The organism is Lentzea sp. NBC_00516 (assembly GCF_036346835.1).
Lineage (GTDB): Bacteria > Actinomycetota > Actinomycetes > Mycobacteriales > Pseudonocardiaceae > Lentzea > Lentzea sokolovensis.
The window spans coordinates 1636715-1652092 of the sequence record NZ_CP107840.1; the positions used below are offsets into that span (position 1 = coordinate 1636715).

At 70.1% G+C, this 15378-nt stretch carries 9 protein-coding genes; 4 read left to right on the forward strand and 5 right to left on the reverse strand.

What is annotated here, in order from left to right; all coding sequences use genetic code 11:
• Window positions 1–8: 8 nt before the first annotated feature.
• Complete coding sequence (locus tag OG205_RS07270) at window positions 9–3626, reverse strand: family 78 glycoside hydrolase catalytic domain (RefSeq protein WP_330275471.1); 3618 nt, start codon at window positions 3624–3626, stop codon at window positions 9–11.
• A gap of 179 nt (window positions 3627–3805) precedes the next feature.
• A complete protein-coding gene (locus tag OG205_RS07275) occupies window positions 3806–6565 on the reverse strand; it encodes a sensor domain-containing protein (RefSeq protein ID WP_442916760.1) in 2760 nt (919 codons plus the stop codon).
• A 202-nt stretch (window positions 6566–6767) separates the two neighbouring features.
• Between OG205_RS07275 and OG205_RS07280 the strand changes: the two genes are divergently transcribed.
• The 3 genes from OG205_RS07280 to OG205_RS07290 all read left to right on the forward strand — a co-directional run bounded on the left by OG205_RS07280 (window position 6768) and on the right by OG205_RS07290 (window position 11840).
• Entirely contained in the window at window positions 6768–7928 is a 1161-nt protein-coding gene (locus tag OG205_RS07280) for a beta-ketoacyl synthase N-terminal-like domain-containing protein (protein WP_330278123.1), read from the forward strand.
• A gap of 74 nt (window positions 7929–8002) precedes the next feature.
• The gene (locus OG205_RS07285; protein ID WP_330275473.1) at window positions 8003–11119 is read left to right on the forward strand and encodes a GH92 family glycosyl hydrolase; all 3117 of its coding nucleotides are present in this window, start codon (window positions 8003–8005) and stop codon (window positions 11117–11119) included.
• 37 nt (window positions 11120–11156) lie between these two features.
• Window positions 11157–11840 (forward strand): DUF899 domain-containing protein, encoded by a 684-nt coding sequence (locus tag OG205_RS07290; RefSeq protein ID WP_330275474.1) that lies wholly within the window; start codon window positions 11157–11159, stop codon window positions 11838–11840.
• A gap of 2 nt (window positions 11841–11842) precedes the next feature.
• On the opposite strand, the gene OG205_RS07295 is transcribed toward OG205_RS07290, so the two are convergent.
• The 3 genes from OG205_RS07295 to OG205_RS07305 form a co-directional block, all read right to left on the reverse strand.
• Window positions 11843–12154, reverse strand: coding sequence for a transcriptional regulator (locus tag OG205_RS07295; protein WP_330275475.1), 312 nt, complete (start codon window positions 12152–12154; stop codon window positions 11843–11845).
• Window positions 12151–12987 carry a hypothetical protein gene (locus tag OG205_RS07300; RefSeq protein ID WP_330275476.1) on the reverse strand — a complete coding sequence of 279 codons (837 nt, stop codon included), beginning with the start codon at window positions 12985–12987 and terminating at the stop codon, window positions 12151–12153. Before OG205_RS07300 ends, OG205_RS07295 begins: the two co-directional genes overlap by 4 nt.
• 142 nt (window positions 12988–13129) lie before the next feature.
• The gene (locus tag OG205_RS07305) at window positions 13130–14620 is read right to left on the reverse strand and encodes a SulP family inorganic anion transporter (protein WP_330275477.1); all 1491 of its coding nucleotides are present in this window, start codon (window positions 14618–14620) and stop codon (window positions 13130–13132) included.
• Between the two features lie 180 nt (window positions 14621–14800).
• Between OG205_RS07305 and OG205_RS07310 the strand changes: the two genes are divergently transcribed.
• Entirely contained in the window at window positions 14801–15361 is a 561-nt protein-coding gene (locus OG205_RS07310; protein ID WP_330275478.1) for a hypothetical protein, read from the forward strand.
• Window positions 15362–15378 lie beyond the last annotated feature (17 nt).

Below are 15378 nucleotides of genomic sequence, written 5' to 3' on the forward strand. Positions count from 1 at the left end.
TTCACCCGTCAGACCGTGAAGGTGTGATCACCGGCCGGAACGTGGAACGACGCCACACCCGAACCGGAACCGAGCGGAACGGCCCCGGCCGGAGCCGTCACCGCGGTGGTCGCCGGCACGCGCACGACCGCCGACGTCCCGGTGGGCACGACCACGTGGAGGGTGAAGCGCCCTCCGGTCGTGTTCCACTCGCTGACCGCCTCTCCGTACGGCGTCCGGTGCGACGACCTGGCCGAGGTCAGCCCGCCACCCGGTTTCGGGGCGATGAGCAGCGACCGGTAGCCGGGCGAGGCCGGGCTCAGGCCACCGACGGTGCGGTAGAGGAAGTCGCCGACCGAGCCCATCGCGTAGTGGTTGAAGGAGTTCATCCCCGGATCCTGGAACGACCCGTCCGGGCGAAGGCTGTCCCACCGCTCCCACACGGTCGTGCCTCCCTTGTTCATCATGTAGCCCCAGCCGGGGTAGTCCGGCTGCGTCAGCACCTGGTACGCGACGTCGGCCCGGCCGTGGTCGGCCAGCACCGGCAGGAGGTGCGACACCCCGACGAACCCGACGGTGAGGTGGTTGCCGGCGGCACGGATCCTGGCCACGAGCTTGTCCACCAGGGACTGGACCCGGTTCGCCGGCACCAGGCCGAACGCCAGCGCGAGCGAGTACCCGGTCTGGGTGTTGCCGGAGACGGTGCCGTCCGCGGCCACGAGCCGGTTGGTGAACGCGGCAGAGACCTGGTCGGCGAGCGAACCGTAGGCCGCCGCCTCGGCGGGCTTCCCGATGGCCTGCGCCATCTGGGACACCAGACGTGCGGACCACGCGAAGTACGCCGTCGAGATGACGTTGCGAGGCGTGTCGTCGTTGACGTTGAGCCAGTCACCGAATCCGCCGCGATCACGGATGAGATCGGCCTCCGCGGTCGAACGCAGGTAGTCGACCCACTTCGTCATGGCGCCGAAGTTGTCCTGCACCACGCGCAGATCGCCGTAGCGCTGCCAGAGCGTGAAGGGCACGATCACGCCCGCGTCGCCCCACGCCGCGGTGCCGCCGCCCATGCCGCCGACGTTCGGAGCGACGTCCGTGAACGCGCCGTCGGAGCGCTGGGCGTCGACCATGTCGTCGGTGAACTTGTCGAGGAACGCGGACACGTCCATGTTGTGCGTGGACGTGGGAGCGAACGACGCGATGTCCCCGGTCCACCCCAGTCGCTCATCGCGTTGGGGGCAGTCGGTGGGCACGTAGAGCATGTTCGACCGTTGTCCCCACACGATGGCGTTCTGCAGCTTGTCGAGCATCGGGTCGGAGGTGTCGAACCCGCCGATCTCCTCGCCGTTCGTCCACGCCGCCCGGCCGGTGATCGTGTCGAGCGTCGGCGCGCTGGGCAGACCGGTCAGTTCGACGTAGCGGTAGCCGTGGACCGTGAACCTGGGTTCGAAGGTCTCGGCCTGGCCGGTACCCGCCAGCACGAACTGGTCGGTGACCTGCGCGGCCCGCAGGTTGGTGGTGTAGAGCGTGCCGTCGGGGTTGAGGACCTCCGCGTGCCGCAACGTGACGGTCGTACCCGCGGGGCCCTGCACCCGGAGCCGGTTCCAGCCGGAGAAGTTCTGGCCGAGGTCGAAGACCCACACGCCCGGCTTGGGCTGGGTCAGCGCGACCGGCCGCAGATCCCGCTGCACCTTCGTGCCGGCGTCCACCTGGGCCACCAGGTTCGGCAACGCACCCTGCCGGACCTGGGCGGAACGCCAGCCGCTGTCGTCGAAGCCGGCGCCGTCCCATCCCGGCACCGCGAGCCGGGCGTCCTGGTGCTCACCGTGGTAGAGGTCGTCGGCGATGATCGGACTGGCCCGGTACTTCCAGGAACCGTCCGTCGCCACGGTCTGCGTCGTACCGTCCACATAGGTCAGAACGAGCTGCGCCGAATACCACGGCTGGGTGCCGTAGAACCTGTTGCCACCGATGCCGAGGCTGCCGGAGTACCAGCCGTTGCCCAGCCACGCGCCGAGAGCGTTGTCGCCCTGGCGAATGCGGCTGGTGACGTCGTGCACCTTGTACTGCACGCGCTTGTTGTAGTCGGTCCACGCCGGGGCCAGCACGTCCTCACCGACCTTGGCGCCGTTGAGCTGCGTTTCGTGCAGACCGAGCGCGGTGGTGAGCAACCGGGCGCTGCGCACGGGCTTGTTCACGGTGAAACCCTTGCGCAGCAACGGAGCGGGCTGCGGCACGACGACCTCGTTGCCCCACGGCGCTCCGCCGATGCCGACCAGCGCCCTCGCCTGAACCCAGGCACTGTCGTCGAACCCAGGCTGCTCCCAGCCGGCGGGGGACTGGGTCGACGCCTTCCAACTGCCGTCGGACTGCACCACGAGGGCGTCCGCGGTCAGCTTGGCCACGAGACCCGCGGGGGAGTCCGACGTGTTGGCGCTCGACACCGCGATGGTGTTGGCACCGGACCGCAGCCGGCCGGTCAGGTCGATCACTCCGGCGCGTCGCCAGGCATGTTCGACCTGAGGACTGGAGTAGATCTTCACGCCGTTGACCCACACGGTCGCCGTGTCGTCGGCGGTGACCGCGAGCGTGGCGGCGGCCGGCACCGAGGCGAGCGTGAACGTCTTGCGGAAGTACCTCGTCATCGGCGGCAGACCGGCCGTCGGCGACCCCTCCGGGTACCAGATCCAGGTGGCGCCGTCCAAGCCCTGGCCGACCGGCCCGCCGACGAACGCTCCACGCCACTCCGAGGCGGCGTTGTAGAGCCCTGTCTCGAACGACGAGACCGCGCTCCAGTTTCCTGCTCTGCCCTGCGTGTCCCAGACGCGGACCCGCCAGTGGTAGGCGGTCAGCGAGGACAGCGCGGCACCGCCGTAGATGACGTCCACGGACTGCTCGTCGTGCACCCGGCCGCTGTCCCAGAGATCTCCGGTCCCGGCCTCGGCCAGGGCCTTCGTGCTGGCGATGATCACCTGGTACGAGCCCTGCCGTTGAGCAGAGGCCGTGGAGGCGAGCGTCCAGCCCAGCCTCGGTCGCCTCGCGTCTACGCCGAGCGGGGCGACGCGCCGTTCCGTCGTCATCGAGGCGATGGACAACGGCGACGCCCCATCCGGATCGGTCGTGGTCACACCGCTGCCCCACGGCTCGATCCCGTACGAGCCGAGGTCCGCGGCCTGGGGCCAGGCGCCGTCGGCGAAACCAGGCTTCTCCCAGCCTTCGCCCGCGCCCCGGCCCGCCTTCCACGCCCCGTCGGTGACCAGGTCGGCGGCCGTGCCGCCGGTGACGATCCGCGCGCGGGCGACGAGCCCCGCCGGACCGGCGGTGGTGTTGCGCACCGCGACCGCCAGCGTGTTGGTGCCGGTGACGAGGGCGGAGCGCAGATCGACGGTGACCGCGCGCTGCCAGGAACTGACGTAGCGGGCGGACGCGGCGAGAGGTTCGCCGTTGAGCCACACGTCGACCGTGTCGTCGCCGGTGACGGTCAGCCTGGCTTCACCGACCTGTCCTGCGGGCTGGGTGAACGTGCGCCGGAAGTAGCGGTGCTCGGCAGGGGCGGAGACCGCGGGGTTCCCCTCGGGGTACCAGATCCAGTGCGCCCCGGAGAGATCGGCGGGCGCCGCCGCGGCAGGGACCACGATGATCACGGACATGGCGAGGAGTGCCGACAATATCACGCAGAGTAACCGACTTGGGGCGTGCGGCAGGGATCGACTTCGCATCGCGTTTCTCCTGGGCTAGGGGAGTGCTGGTAACGCAGGCGGCCGATTGAAACGTTTCAATTTGGTGCTGCACCGACCCTAGGACCTGCCCGGTTACGGCGTCAACAGAGTCAGAGCTCGGCCAGTGGTGCCGGCCGGCCGAGGTGGTACCCCTGTGCCTGGTCGCACCCGAGGGCGCGAAGGATCTCCAGCTGTTCGGGATGTTCGACGCCCTCGGCGATCACGGTCAGGTCGACCGCGTGGGCCATGGCGATGATGCTGGTGACGATCGCGGTCGCCTCGTCGGAACGGCCGAGGCCCGCCGTGAAGGAGCGGTCGATCTTGAGCGTGTCCAGCGGCAGGGTGAGCAGCTGGGCGAGCGAGGAGTGGCCGGTGCCGAAGTCGTCGATCGCGAGCCGCACTCCCAGGTCGCGCAACGAGGAGAGGGTGCGGGCGGCCAGCGCCGGGTCGCGCATGAGAGCGCTCTCGGTGATCTCCAGGCACAGCGAGGCGGGGGTCAGCCCTGCCTTGTGCGTGGCGTTGCGGATGGCCGACACGAGCCACGGGTCGTCGAGTTCGCGGGCCGACAGGTTCACCGTCAGCTGGAGATCCGGTGCCTGCTCGGCGATCTCGCGTGCCGCCGTGTGCAGCATGTGCGCGCCGACGATGTTGATGAGATCGCTCTCCTCGGCGAGCGTGATGAACTCGCCGGGGAAGATGAGGCCGTAGCGGGGATGCGTCCAGCGCAGCAGGCCCTCGACGGCGGTGCGCCGGTCCGTGCGGAGGTCGACGATCGGCTGGTAGGCGAGCCACAGCTCGTCGTTGAGCGGCGCCATCCGCAGGTCCTGCTCCAGCTGCAGGCGGCGTTGGATGCGGTCGCGCAGTTCGACGTCGAAGAACGCGATCCGCCCGCGCCCCTTGGTCTTGGCCTGGTACATCGCGAGGTCGGCGTCGCGGAGCAGGTCGGCGCCGTCGCGGGGGTCGCCGGGTTCGGCGAGCACGATGCCCACGCTCGCGTCGACGTGCAGCTGGCGGCCGTCCACCATGATCGGCCGGTTCATCTCGGCGCGGATGTGGTCCGCGAGGGAGGTCGCCTCGTCCTGGCCGGTCACGCCGTACGCGATGACGGTGAACTCGTCGCCGCCGAGCCTGCCCACGACGTCGCCGCGGCGGGCGCTCAGGCTCAGCCGGGAGCCGACGACCCGCAGCACCTCGTCGCCGGCGCTGTGGCCGAGGGAGTCGTTGATGACCTTGAACTTGTCCAGGTCGATGAACAGCACCGCGGTGAGCCCCGACCGGTGGGCCCTGGCGGGCTGGCTGAGCCGGTTGATGGTCACCGTGCGGTTGCTCAGGCCGGTCAACGCGTCGTGCGTCGCCTCGTGCTCCAGCCTGGTGTCGATCATGCGCCGCTCGGTGATGTCGGTGAAGGACAACACCGTCGCCGTCGGCAGGGTGCCGTCCTGGCTGAGTGGACGGGCGCTGAGCGACAGCCAGACGTGGCTGCCGTCCGGCCGGGGCGCCCGGACGATCCGCCCGTGCTGCGCTCTGCCGGTCGTGCGGGTGATGGCCGACGGGAAGCGTTCGAGCGGGATGGGCCTGCCCGCCTCGTCGTGCAGTCCGACCGACGACGCGAGCTCGCCGGTCGCCTCGCGCGCGCTCACGCCGAGGATCCGTTCGGCGGCCGGGTTGACGGACTCGACGAGCCCCGTGGCGCCGACGACGAGCACGCCTTCCTCGATGGCGTCGACCACCGCGGTGAAGCGCTGCTCGGCCCGTCTGCGCGCGGTCTCGTCCGCGCAGATCAGCACGTACCCGTCGTCCATCCTGGCGACCGAGACGCGCACCGTCAGCGGCTCGCCGCCGGATCTGCGGTGTTCCGCCTGGACCACGCCGCCCGCGTCCAGGATCGTCGCCGGGTCGAGCGCCGCCCCGACCACCAGGGCGATGGGCCGCCCGATCGCGTCGGCGGCGCGGTGGCCGTAGACGTTCTCCGCGCTGGGGTTCCAGCTGGTCACGACGCCGCTGGAGGTGGTGGCGACGAGCGCGTCGCTCACGTGCGCGGCGAGCGCGGCCTGGTAGCGCAACGCCGCCGCGGCCGCCTTCTGCTCGGTGACGTCCCGCATGATCACCTGGAACGCGGGCCTGCCCTCCCACGTGGTGCGCACCGACACCGACTCGATGTCGGTCGTGCCCCCGTCGAACCGGACCAGCACCGCGTCCGCCGGGTCGCTGGCGGCGCCGGGCTCGGACAGCTTCGCGATCCGGCGCAGCATCTCCTGCTGCGAGGCGGGGTGGACGAAGTCGGTGATCAGCCTGCCGACGATCTCGCCTTCGGACAGCGCCCGCACGAACCGCACCGCCGCCGGGTTCGCGTACACGATCCGGCCCGACTCGTGCACCACGATCGCGTCGGGGGAGAGGTCGACCAGCAGCCGGTAGCGGTCCGCGAGGTCGGTGAGCTGCTGTTGCTGGGTGTGCCGCCAGGTCACGTCCGCGACGACGCCGACCAGCGCCGGTGCGGAGCCGCGGGTCGACACGCGGGCGCGGAACTGGAGCCGGCGCGTGCCGGCCGGGGTCTCCACCGGCTGTTCCAGCTCGAAGTCCTGCCAGGCGGGGGCCGACTTCGCGGCCACCGTCAGCGGCGCCACCAGGCCGGCCAGCGCGGCGCGCACGGTGCCGGAGTCCGCGCCGGGCACCCCGATCACCACGTCGAGGCCCGGCATCCAGCCGAGCCGGTCCTCGTCCAGGTCGAGCCACCACACCACCGAGGCGCCGATCGAGAGCGCGAGGCCGGCCAGCAGCTCGTGGTCGAACTCCGCGTCACCGGTCAGGCCGCTCACGTCATGACTCCCAGGTCCTGCGCTCCCTCGGATTCGCGGTGGCGTGGCCATCGTGAAGTCCTACCGCACAGGCGGCCGGAGGCGCATCCGTCTGGCGTAAACATGGTGTGCCGTTATATCGGTACCCGGACACCGTCCGACGGTCAGGGGGTCGACTTCACTGTCCAATGTGGACGAATAGATCGCTCACCCGCCAGGTGTGCTGGGCAGTTACCCTGGTAGGAGGTGTCGGCCCTCGGTGGTGGAGCTGGATATGGTCGCGCGAGGTGTGAGCATCTGCGGAATCGGCGTGGTCAGCGCGTACGGCTGGAGCCGCCGGTCTCTGTGGGACGGTCTGGCGAGCGGGAAACCCGCCGCCACCGTTGTTCCCGAGCTGGGCAGGAACCCCGGCGAGACGGTCTGGGCGGCGCGAGTCGGCGACGGCGGTGATCCGCTCGACGGACCGAGCCGGTTCGCGCAGGCCATGCGAGCCGCTGCCAGAGAGGCCATCGAGGACGCGGGCACCCGCGGCTGGCATCCCGGTCGCCGGGTCGGGCTCCTGCACGCGGTGGTGCTGGGCGAGGTGGACCTGTGGCGCGATTTCTACGTCACGCGCGGAGGGTCGTTGCCGGTGCACGACTATCTGGCGCTGATGCCGTCCACGCCGATGTCGATGCTCATGCAGGAATACGGTTTCCACGGGCCCGCCATGAACGTCTCGGCGATGTGCGCGTCGGGCAACGCCGGCCTGATCACGGCGAAAGCGTGGCTGGACGCGGGAATCGTCGACGACGTCGTGTTCGTCGCGACGGATCTGTCGCTCACGCCCGAGAACGTGGCTCACTTCGTCCGGCTCGGTGTGGCCATCGTGGACGCCGAGCCGCTCGACGCGTGCCGTCCGTTCCAGCAGGGCAGCCGGGGTTTCGTGATGGGCGAGGCGTCGGTGGCGTTCGTCCTTTCCCGGCACGCGTCCCGGCCGTACGCCATGACGCTGGGCGGCGCGATGTCGCACGACGCGTACCACGTGACGTCGATCGATCCGCAGCTCGACCAGATCACCGCGTGCTTCACCGACGCGCTGGACAACGCCGGGGTGAGCGCCGCGGACGTGCGCTATCTCAACGCGCACGGTCCCGGCACCGCGCAGTGCGACGCGGCCGAGGCGGCAGTCCTGGAGCAGCTGTTCGGGCCGGAGACCGAGGTCTACTCGGTGAAGCCGCTGACGGGACATTGCCAGGGCGCCGCGTCGGCGATCGAGGCCGCGGTGACGGCGATGGCGTACGACACCGGCGTGATCCCGGCGCCGCCCGTGGTCGCGCCGGGGCATCCGGCCCTCCTGGACGGGCTCACGCCGCTCGCCGACGGCCTCACGATCAAGTCGTCGCTCGGCATGGGCGGCCACAACTCGGCGATCGTGCTGGCGCCACCCGCGTGACGTGGTGTCCGGAACCGGCCAGATCGATGTCGACAACGTTGACAGCGCGGTAGGTCTGCGGAAAGTTCCGATCTATGGGCTTCAGGGGACTGGTAGTGATGGCGGCCGCGCTGGTGCTCGCGGCTCCGGTGGTGGCCGCCGCGGAACCGGTGCCCGCGCTGGTCTCCGACCCCACGGCGTACGTGGACCCGTTCATCGGCACCGGTTTGGCCAACGCCGCCGCTGGTGAGATCAACAACTTTCCCGGTCCGGCGGTGCCGTTCGGCATGATGCAGTTCTCGCCGGACACCTTGGGCTCCTACGCCGGCTACCAGTACCACAACGAAAAGATCCGAGGTTTCAGCCTCACGCACGCCAGCGTCGGGTGCACCGCTTTCGGTGACGTGCCGATCTTGCCGATCACCGGTGACCTGGGGGAGAAGCCCTGGGACCGGGTCGATCGCTACCAGCACACCAGTGAGCAGGGCGAGCCCGGCTACTACGCGGTGACGTTGGAGGACTCGAAGGTCCGGACAGAGCTCACGGCCACCACCCGCACCGGCCTGGCCACGTTCACGCTGCCCGCCGACGGCCACGTGCTGATCAAGGGCGGGGCGAGCCTGTCCGGCAACTCGGCGGCCGAGGTGAGGATCGAGAACGACACCACGGTCACCGGTTCGGCCAGCACCGGCGGCTTCTGCGGCAAGTCCAACAAGTACACCGTCTACTACGCCATCACCTTCGACCAGCCGTTCACTGCCGGCGGCACGTGGGACGGCAACGCGATCAGCCCCGGCAGCGGCGGTGTCAAAGCCCCGAAAGCGGGCGCGTACCTGAGTTTCCCCGCGGGCCAGGTCAAGGCGAAGGTGGCGCTGTCGTTCGTCGGTGTGGACGGTGCGAAGCGGAACATGGCCCAGGAGATCCCGCACTGGGACGCGGGCCAGGTCCGCGCGGACACCAGGGCGAAGTGGCGCACCGAGCTGAGCAAGATCCGCGTCGCGGGCACGGACACCGGCGAGCTGAAGACCTTCTACACCGCTCTGTACCACTCGTTGATGCACCCCAACACGTTCAACGACGTGGACGGGCGCTACATCGGCTTCGACGACCAGATCCACACGCTGCCCGCCGGACGCACCCAGTACGCGAACTTCTCCGACTGGGACACCTATCGCAGCCTCGCCCCGCTGCACGCCATGCTGTGGCCGCGCGAGGCCAGTGACATGGCGCAGTCGCTCGTCAACGACGCGGTGCAGGGCGGCTGGTGGCCGCGCTGGCCGCTCGCCAACGACTACACCGCGCAGATGACCGGCGACAGCTCCGTCCCGCTGATCGCCAACCTGTACGCGTACGGCGCGCGCGACTTCGACCTCAAGACCGCGATGCAGTACCTGGTCAAGGGCGCTACCAGCGTGGACACCACGCCCGGCGCCTACCAGGAACGGCCGGGCATCGCCGAGTACGTGAAGCGCGGCTACCTGCCCAACACCGACGCCGCCCGCGGCGACCACAACCGGGTCGGCGCCTCGATCACGCTGGAGTGGTCGATCGACGACTTCGCCATCGCCCAGCTCGCGAAGGCCGCCGGTGACCGCAAGACCGCCGCGGAGTTCACTCAGCGCGGCCAGAACTGGCAGAACCTGTTCAACCCCGCCACCTCCCACGTCCAGCCGCGTGACGGCGACGGCCGGTTCCCGGACGGTCCGGCCTTCTCGCCCGGCGGCGGGTTCGGCCAGGACGGGTTCGACGAGGGCAACTCGGTGCAGTACAGCTGGATGGTGCCGCACAACCCGGCGGGCCTGATCACCGCGATGGGCGGCAAGGACGCCGCGGCGGCGCGGCTGGACACGTTCACCACCAAGCTCAACGCCGGTCCGCAGGAGCCGTACATGTGGGCGGGCAACGAACCTGCGTTCGGCATTCCCTGGCTGTACAACCACACCGGACGGCCGTGGCGCACCCAGCAGGTCGTCCGGCAGATCATGACCACCCTGTTCAGCCCCACCCCTGACGGCGAACCCGGCAACGACGACCTCGGCGCCCAGTCCTCCTGGTACGTCTGGGCCGCACTGGGTCTCTATCCCGCCACACCCGGCACGTCCGACCTGGCGCTGCACAGCCCGTTGTTCCCCCGAATCGTGCTCGACCTGCCCGGCCGCGACCTGACCATCAACGCGCCCAAGGCCTCCGCCACCGCGATGTACGTGCAGGACCTGAACCTCAACGGCCGCGACCACGAGCGCACCGGCCTGCCCCGCGACATCGTCAGCACCGGCGGCAGGCTCGACTTCGAGCTCGGCACCACGCCTGACCGCGGCTGGGCGACGGACGCCGACGAGGCGCCACCGTCCTATCGCGACGGTGAGTACGACTTCCTGGCCAGTGCCAACAGCATGATCACGGTGCGGCCCGGTGGCACCGCGGAGTTCACGGTGTCCGCGCGCAAGCTGGCGGGCAAGGATCGCACCCTCGCGGTGTCGAGTGCCCCGCCCGCCGGGATCACCGTCAGCGGTCCGCAGCGGTTCCGGCTGGAGGACGGCCAGGCGAAGTTCCAGGTGAGCGCGACCGCGCCCGAGGGCTACCACGACATCCCGGTGACCCTCAAGGGCGACCACCGCACGGTCACGACCACGGTGACCGTTCTGGTGGCACCGGAAGGCAGCCTGGCCACCCGGTACGACAACACCGGAATCTCGGACGACGACGCCAGGTCGCAGGCCAACCTGGACGGTGCCGGCAACAGCTACTCCCGCCAGGCCCTGGCCGAGGCGGGCCTGACCGGGGGCAAACGGGTCGAGGTCGCGGGCACCGCGTTCACCTGGCCCGCCGCTCCTGACGGTCGCCCGGACAACGTCGCCGCCGAAGGCCAGACCGTCACCGTGGCGGGTCAGCCTCGGCGCCTGGTGTTCGTGGGCGCGGCGAGCAACGGCGACCACCGCGGCACCGCGACCGTCACCTTCACCGACGGCGGCACCGCCCGGACCGACCTGTCGTTCGGCGACTGGGTGCTGCCCGGCGGCAGCGCGAACGACCCGGTCTTCGGCAACACCGTGGTCGCGCATCCCCGCTACCGCAACGTGAACCAGGGCGGCACCGGACCCGCGTTCATCTTCGCCACCGCGCCGTTCGACGCGCCCGAGGGCAAGACGATCGCCGCCGTGACCCTGCCGTCCGACAAGCAGATCCACCTGTTCGCCATCGGTACCGGCTGAGGTTTGCCGGGCGGCCGGTGCGGGGTACGGACAAGGCGTGAGGACGCCACCTGTCGTGTCGGCCGAGGAGTGGAACGCGGCCCGTGAAGACCTTCTGCGCAAGGAGAAGGAGCACACTCGCGCGAAGGACGCGTTGTCGGCGCAGCGTCGCCGGTTGCCGTGGGTCCGGGTCGGGAAGCAGTACGCCTTCGAGGGGCCGGACGGGACGGTGGACCTGCCCGGCCTGTTCGCCGGGCGGCGCCAGCTGATCGTCTACCGGCACTTCTTCGAGCCGGGCGTCGCCGACTTCCCGGAGGGCGGCTGCAGCGGCTGCGCGATGTTCACCGACAACCTGGGCCACCTCGCCCACCTCAACGCCCGCGACGTCACGTTCGTGCTGGTCTCACCCGCTCCGCAGGCCGACATCAGGCGCTACCGGCACCGGATGGGCTGGGACCAGGTGCCCTGGTGCACGACGCGGGACGAGTTCTCGAAGGACTTCGGTGTCGACGAGTACTTCGGCCTCAACGTCTTCTTCCGCGACGGCGACGAGGTCTACCGCACCTACTTCACCAACGCGCGTTCGGCGGAGCAGACCGGCAACGTCTGGAGCCTGCTCGACCTCACCCCGCTCGGCCGCCAGGAGGAGTGGGAGGACTCGCCGGAGGGCTATCCGCAGGAGGCGCCGTACCAGTGGTGGCGTCGCCACGACGAGTACGGCACCCCTGTGGACGCAGGCTGACCTCAGCCGGACTTGCCGTGGCGCTCCAGCAGAGCGCGCAGTGCGGACATCTCGACGGCGAGCGCGTGGCGCCCCGCGGCGGTGATGCTGACCCAGGTCTTCGGGCGCTTGCCGTCGTACCCCTTCTCGACCACCACGAGCTCGGCGTCCTCCAGCACGGTGATGTGCCGCGACAGGTTGCCCGCGGTGAGGTTCAGGGTGGACTTCAGGTAACCGAACTCCACTCTCTTCACCTCCGCCGCGACGGTCAGGATGCCGAGCCGGTGGCGCTGGTGAACGACGTCGTCGAGCGCCGCGGTGGGGTGTTCGCTCATGAGGAGTACCGGCGGGCGGCAAGTGCTCCCAGCCCGCCGAGCACGAGCACCGTCGCGGGCAGGAAGACGTCCTGGGCGCTGCCCAACGCGTCGATCTTCATGGGCGAATTGTTGACGATCAGCACCGCAACCGCGAACACGGCCGCGATCACCGAGCACACCACGCTGCGTTCGATCCAAGCGAGGGCGAGCAGGCCGAGCGCGATCACCATGAACTGGGCCATGCCGCCCATCCCCAGGTCGACGTCGATGCCGGGCAGTTGCAGCAACGACAACGCGATCGACACCAGCACCAGACCGAGGGGAACGAACAGCGGCCTGGCCCGCCGCGCCCGGAAGGCCAGCAGGGCCAGCCCCAGGAGCACCAGCATCACGGCCACGGCCACCGGCAGCGTCGGGTAGAAGAGGCGGTACTCGAAGAAAAGGCTGGTGCTCAGCGGGATCCCGAGCAGCACGGCGACCGAGCCGAACAACGCGACCTGGGCATACGTGCCGGTCGAGGTCTCCACGCCGACGCGCCGGGCTCGCCAGCGATACCACCACACCGTGGCGACGAGCCCCGCGATCAGCGCACCGAGCCAGTACAGCTCGAGTGCGAGCGGGTGCGTCACCTCGTACGTCGTCCCGAGGTGCATCAGCGGGTTGAGCCACCAGCCAGGCCCGCCGTCGACCAGGTGGTCGGTCGGGTGGGGATCGGGCTGGGAGAGCGGGATCGAGCCGAACGACAGGATCCCGAAGAGCAGCAACGGGAACCAGTAGCCGTGCCGGTCGTCGCGCGCCCGCCTGCGCAGGCCGGCCAGTTCGTCGAGCAGTTCCGCCGGATCGTCCGTCATCTCGTCCCCCAAGTCGACTGTGATGCCATTAGGTTTGCATCACAAACCAAACTCGTCAACCAGCTCGGCGACGCGGCGTTCGGCGTGGCGTTCGAGCCGGGCACCCGGCTCTCCGTTGAGGAAGCCGCGGAGGCCTTCGCGGTCAGTGCGAGCCGGTCAGTTGGCCGGACAGTCTGGTGTGCAGGTGCTCGCTGTCCGGGTTGAGGCCGATGAGCTCGGCTTCGACGCCGCGCGAGGTGAACTTCGCGGTGACGGCGTCCAGGGTGGCGACGGCGGAGCTGTCCCAGACGTGGGCGCCGGAGAGGTCGACGACCACTTTGGACACTGTGTCGGTGTAGTCGAAGGCGTGCATGAGTTCGTTGGTGGAGGCGAAGAACAGCTCGCCGGTGACGGTGTAGACGCGGGTGTCGCCGTCGAGGACGCTGGAGACCTCGACGAGGTGCGCGACGCGGCGGGCGAAGAAGATCGCGGAGAGCAACGCGCCCGCGAGCACGCCGAGTGCGAGGTTGTGGGTGGCGACGACGGTGCCGACGGTCACGACCATCACCGCCGTCTCGCTCTTCGGCGTGCGCCGCAGCGTGGAGATCTTGATGCTGCTCCAGTCGAACGTGCTGACCGACACGAACACCATCACCGCCACCAGCGCGGCCATCGGGATCAGCGAGACGACCGGACCGAGCACGAAGACGAGGACCAGCAGGAACACGCCCGCCGCGAGGGTCGACAGCCGGGTGCGGCCGCCGGACTTCACGTTGATCATCGACTGGCCGATCATCGCGCACCCGGCCATGCCGCCGAGGAAGCCGGTGGCGATGTTGGCGATGCCCTGGCCGCGGACCTCCCTGCCCTTGCTGGAGCCGGTGTCGGTGATGTCGTCGAGCAGCTGGGCGGTGAGCAGCGACTCGATCAGGCCGACCGCGGCGAGCGTCAGCGCGTACGGGGCGATGATGCCGAGGGTCTCCAGCGTGAACGGGACCATCGGCAGGCCGAAACCGGGCAGCGCGGAAGGCAGCTCGCCCTGGTCGCCGACCGTGGGCACGGCGATGTGCAGGAACACCGTGAGCGCGGTGACCACCACGATCGCGACCAGCGGCGCGGGCACGGCCTTGGTGAGGCGGGGGAGCAGGTAGATGATCGCGAGGCCGAGCGCGGCCAGCGCGATGACGGGCCAGCCGCCTCCGGTGATGTGCGGGATCTGCGCGGCGAACAACAGGATCGCCAGCGCGTTGACGAAACCGACCATCACCGTGCGCGGCACGAACCGCATCAGCCTGTGCACGCCGAGCAGTCCGAACAGGATCTGGAACACACCGGTGAGCACCGTGGCGGCGAACATGTACTCGACACCGTGATCGCGCACCAGCCCCACGAGCACGAGAGCCATCGCACCGGTGGCGGCGGAGATCATGGCGGGCCGCCCGCCCGCGAACGCGATGATGATCGCGATGGTGAACGACGCGTAGAGGCCGACCTTCGGGTCGACGCCGGCGATGACGGAGAACGACAGCGCCTCGGGAATCAGCGCGAGCGCGACGACCAGACCGGACAGCAGATCGGCCCGCGGGTTCGCGAACCACGTCGTGCGGACGCGCTGCGACAGGGACGGCCGCGGGGCGGCCTGGAACGAGGACATCAGCACCTCAGGAGACGGTCCCGCGGCGTGGTGCCTGGCAGGATGAGCATCGGGTGAACGTCCTGGTGCAACGCCGCCCAGGAGGTGGCCCAACTCTAGGGTGCCGTGCGGGCAGGGCCTGGTTCGGCGGGGGTTGATCGTGAGCAACGTCTCCGGCCCCTGCGGGCTAGCCTCGGCGGAATGCCTGATCCACGAGACCGTCCGCGGCTGCGGGTGCGAGAGCTGCTCGAAGCACTGCGTGAGATCGACTGGGTGATGAGCGGGTCCACCGTCCTCGCGATCTACGGCGTGGACCTGGAACCCAACGACCTCGACGTCGTGCCGTCGCCGGACCCGGCGAACCTGCGCCGCGTGGCGGACCTCCTGCTGCGACTCGACGCCGTCCCCGCCCACGACCCGAGCTGGCGCAACGGCCTCACCGTCGAGCAGTGCCGTGCGTGGCGCCCGGAGCCGGTGACGCTGGAGCAACTGGACCACCTGTTCGTCACCAGGCTGGGCATGGTGGACGTCCCGCCGAAGCTCACCGGCACCTACGCCCAGCTCAAGGAGGGCGCGTCCAGGATGGAACTCGCCGGGCTGCCGGTGTGGGTGTGCGATCCGCGCGAGGTGCTGGACCGCGTGCCTGATCCGCCCCGAGCGAAGGATCTTGCCCGCGCGGAGGCGTATGCCGCGCTGCGCACTCGCCTGGAGCACGACCGGACGCCGCTGGGCCTGGGCCGGTTCGGCATCGGCCCGAAATAAGATGCGGTGGCGGAGTA

What these genes read in the sequence shown, in the direction of transcription:
- OG205_RS07310 (WP_330275478.1), top strand. Translation starts at nt 14,801, where the DNA reads ATGCCTGATCCACGAGACCGTCCGCGGCTGCGGGTGCGAGAGCTGCTC.
- OG205_RS07285 (WP_330275473.1), top strand. Translation starts at nt 8,003, where the DNA reads ATGGGCTTCAGGGGACTGGTAGTGATGGCGGCCGCGCTGGTGCTCGCG.
- OG205_RS07275 (WP_442916760.1), bottom strand. Translation starts at nt 6,565, where the DNA reads ATGGCCACGCCACCGCGAATCCGAGGGAGCGCAGGACCTGGGAGTCAT.
- OG205_RS07280 (WP_330278123.1), top strand. Translation starts at nt 6,768, where the DNA reads ATGGTCGCGCGAGGTGTGAGCATCTGCGGAATCGGCGTGGTCAGCGCG.
- OG205_RS07300 (WP_330275476.1), bottom strand. Translation starts at nt 12,987, where the DNA reads ATGACGGACGATCCGGCGGAACTGCTCGACGAACTGGCCGGCCTGCGC.
- OG205_RS07295 (WP_330275475.1), bottom strand. Translation starts at nt 12,154, where the DNA reads ATGAGCGAACACCCCACCGCGGCGCTCGACGACGTCGTTCACCAGCGC.
- OG205_RS07305 (WP_330275477.1), bottom strand. Translation starts at nt 14,620, where the DNA reads ATGTCCTCGTTCCAGGCCGCCCCGCGGCCGTCCCTGTCGCAGCGCGTC.
- OG205_RS07270 (WP_330275471.1), bottom strand. Translation starts at nt 3,626, where the DNA reads ATGTCCGTGATCATCGTGGTCCCTGCCGCGGCGGCGCCCGCCGATCTC.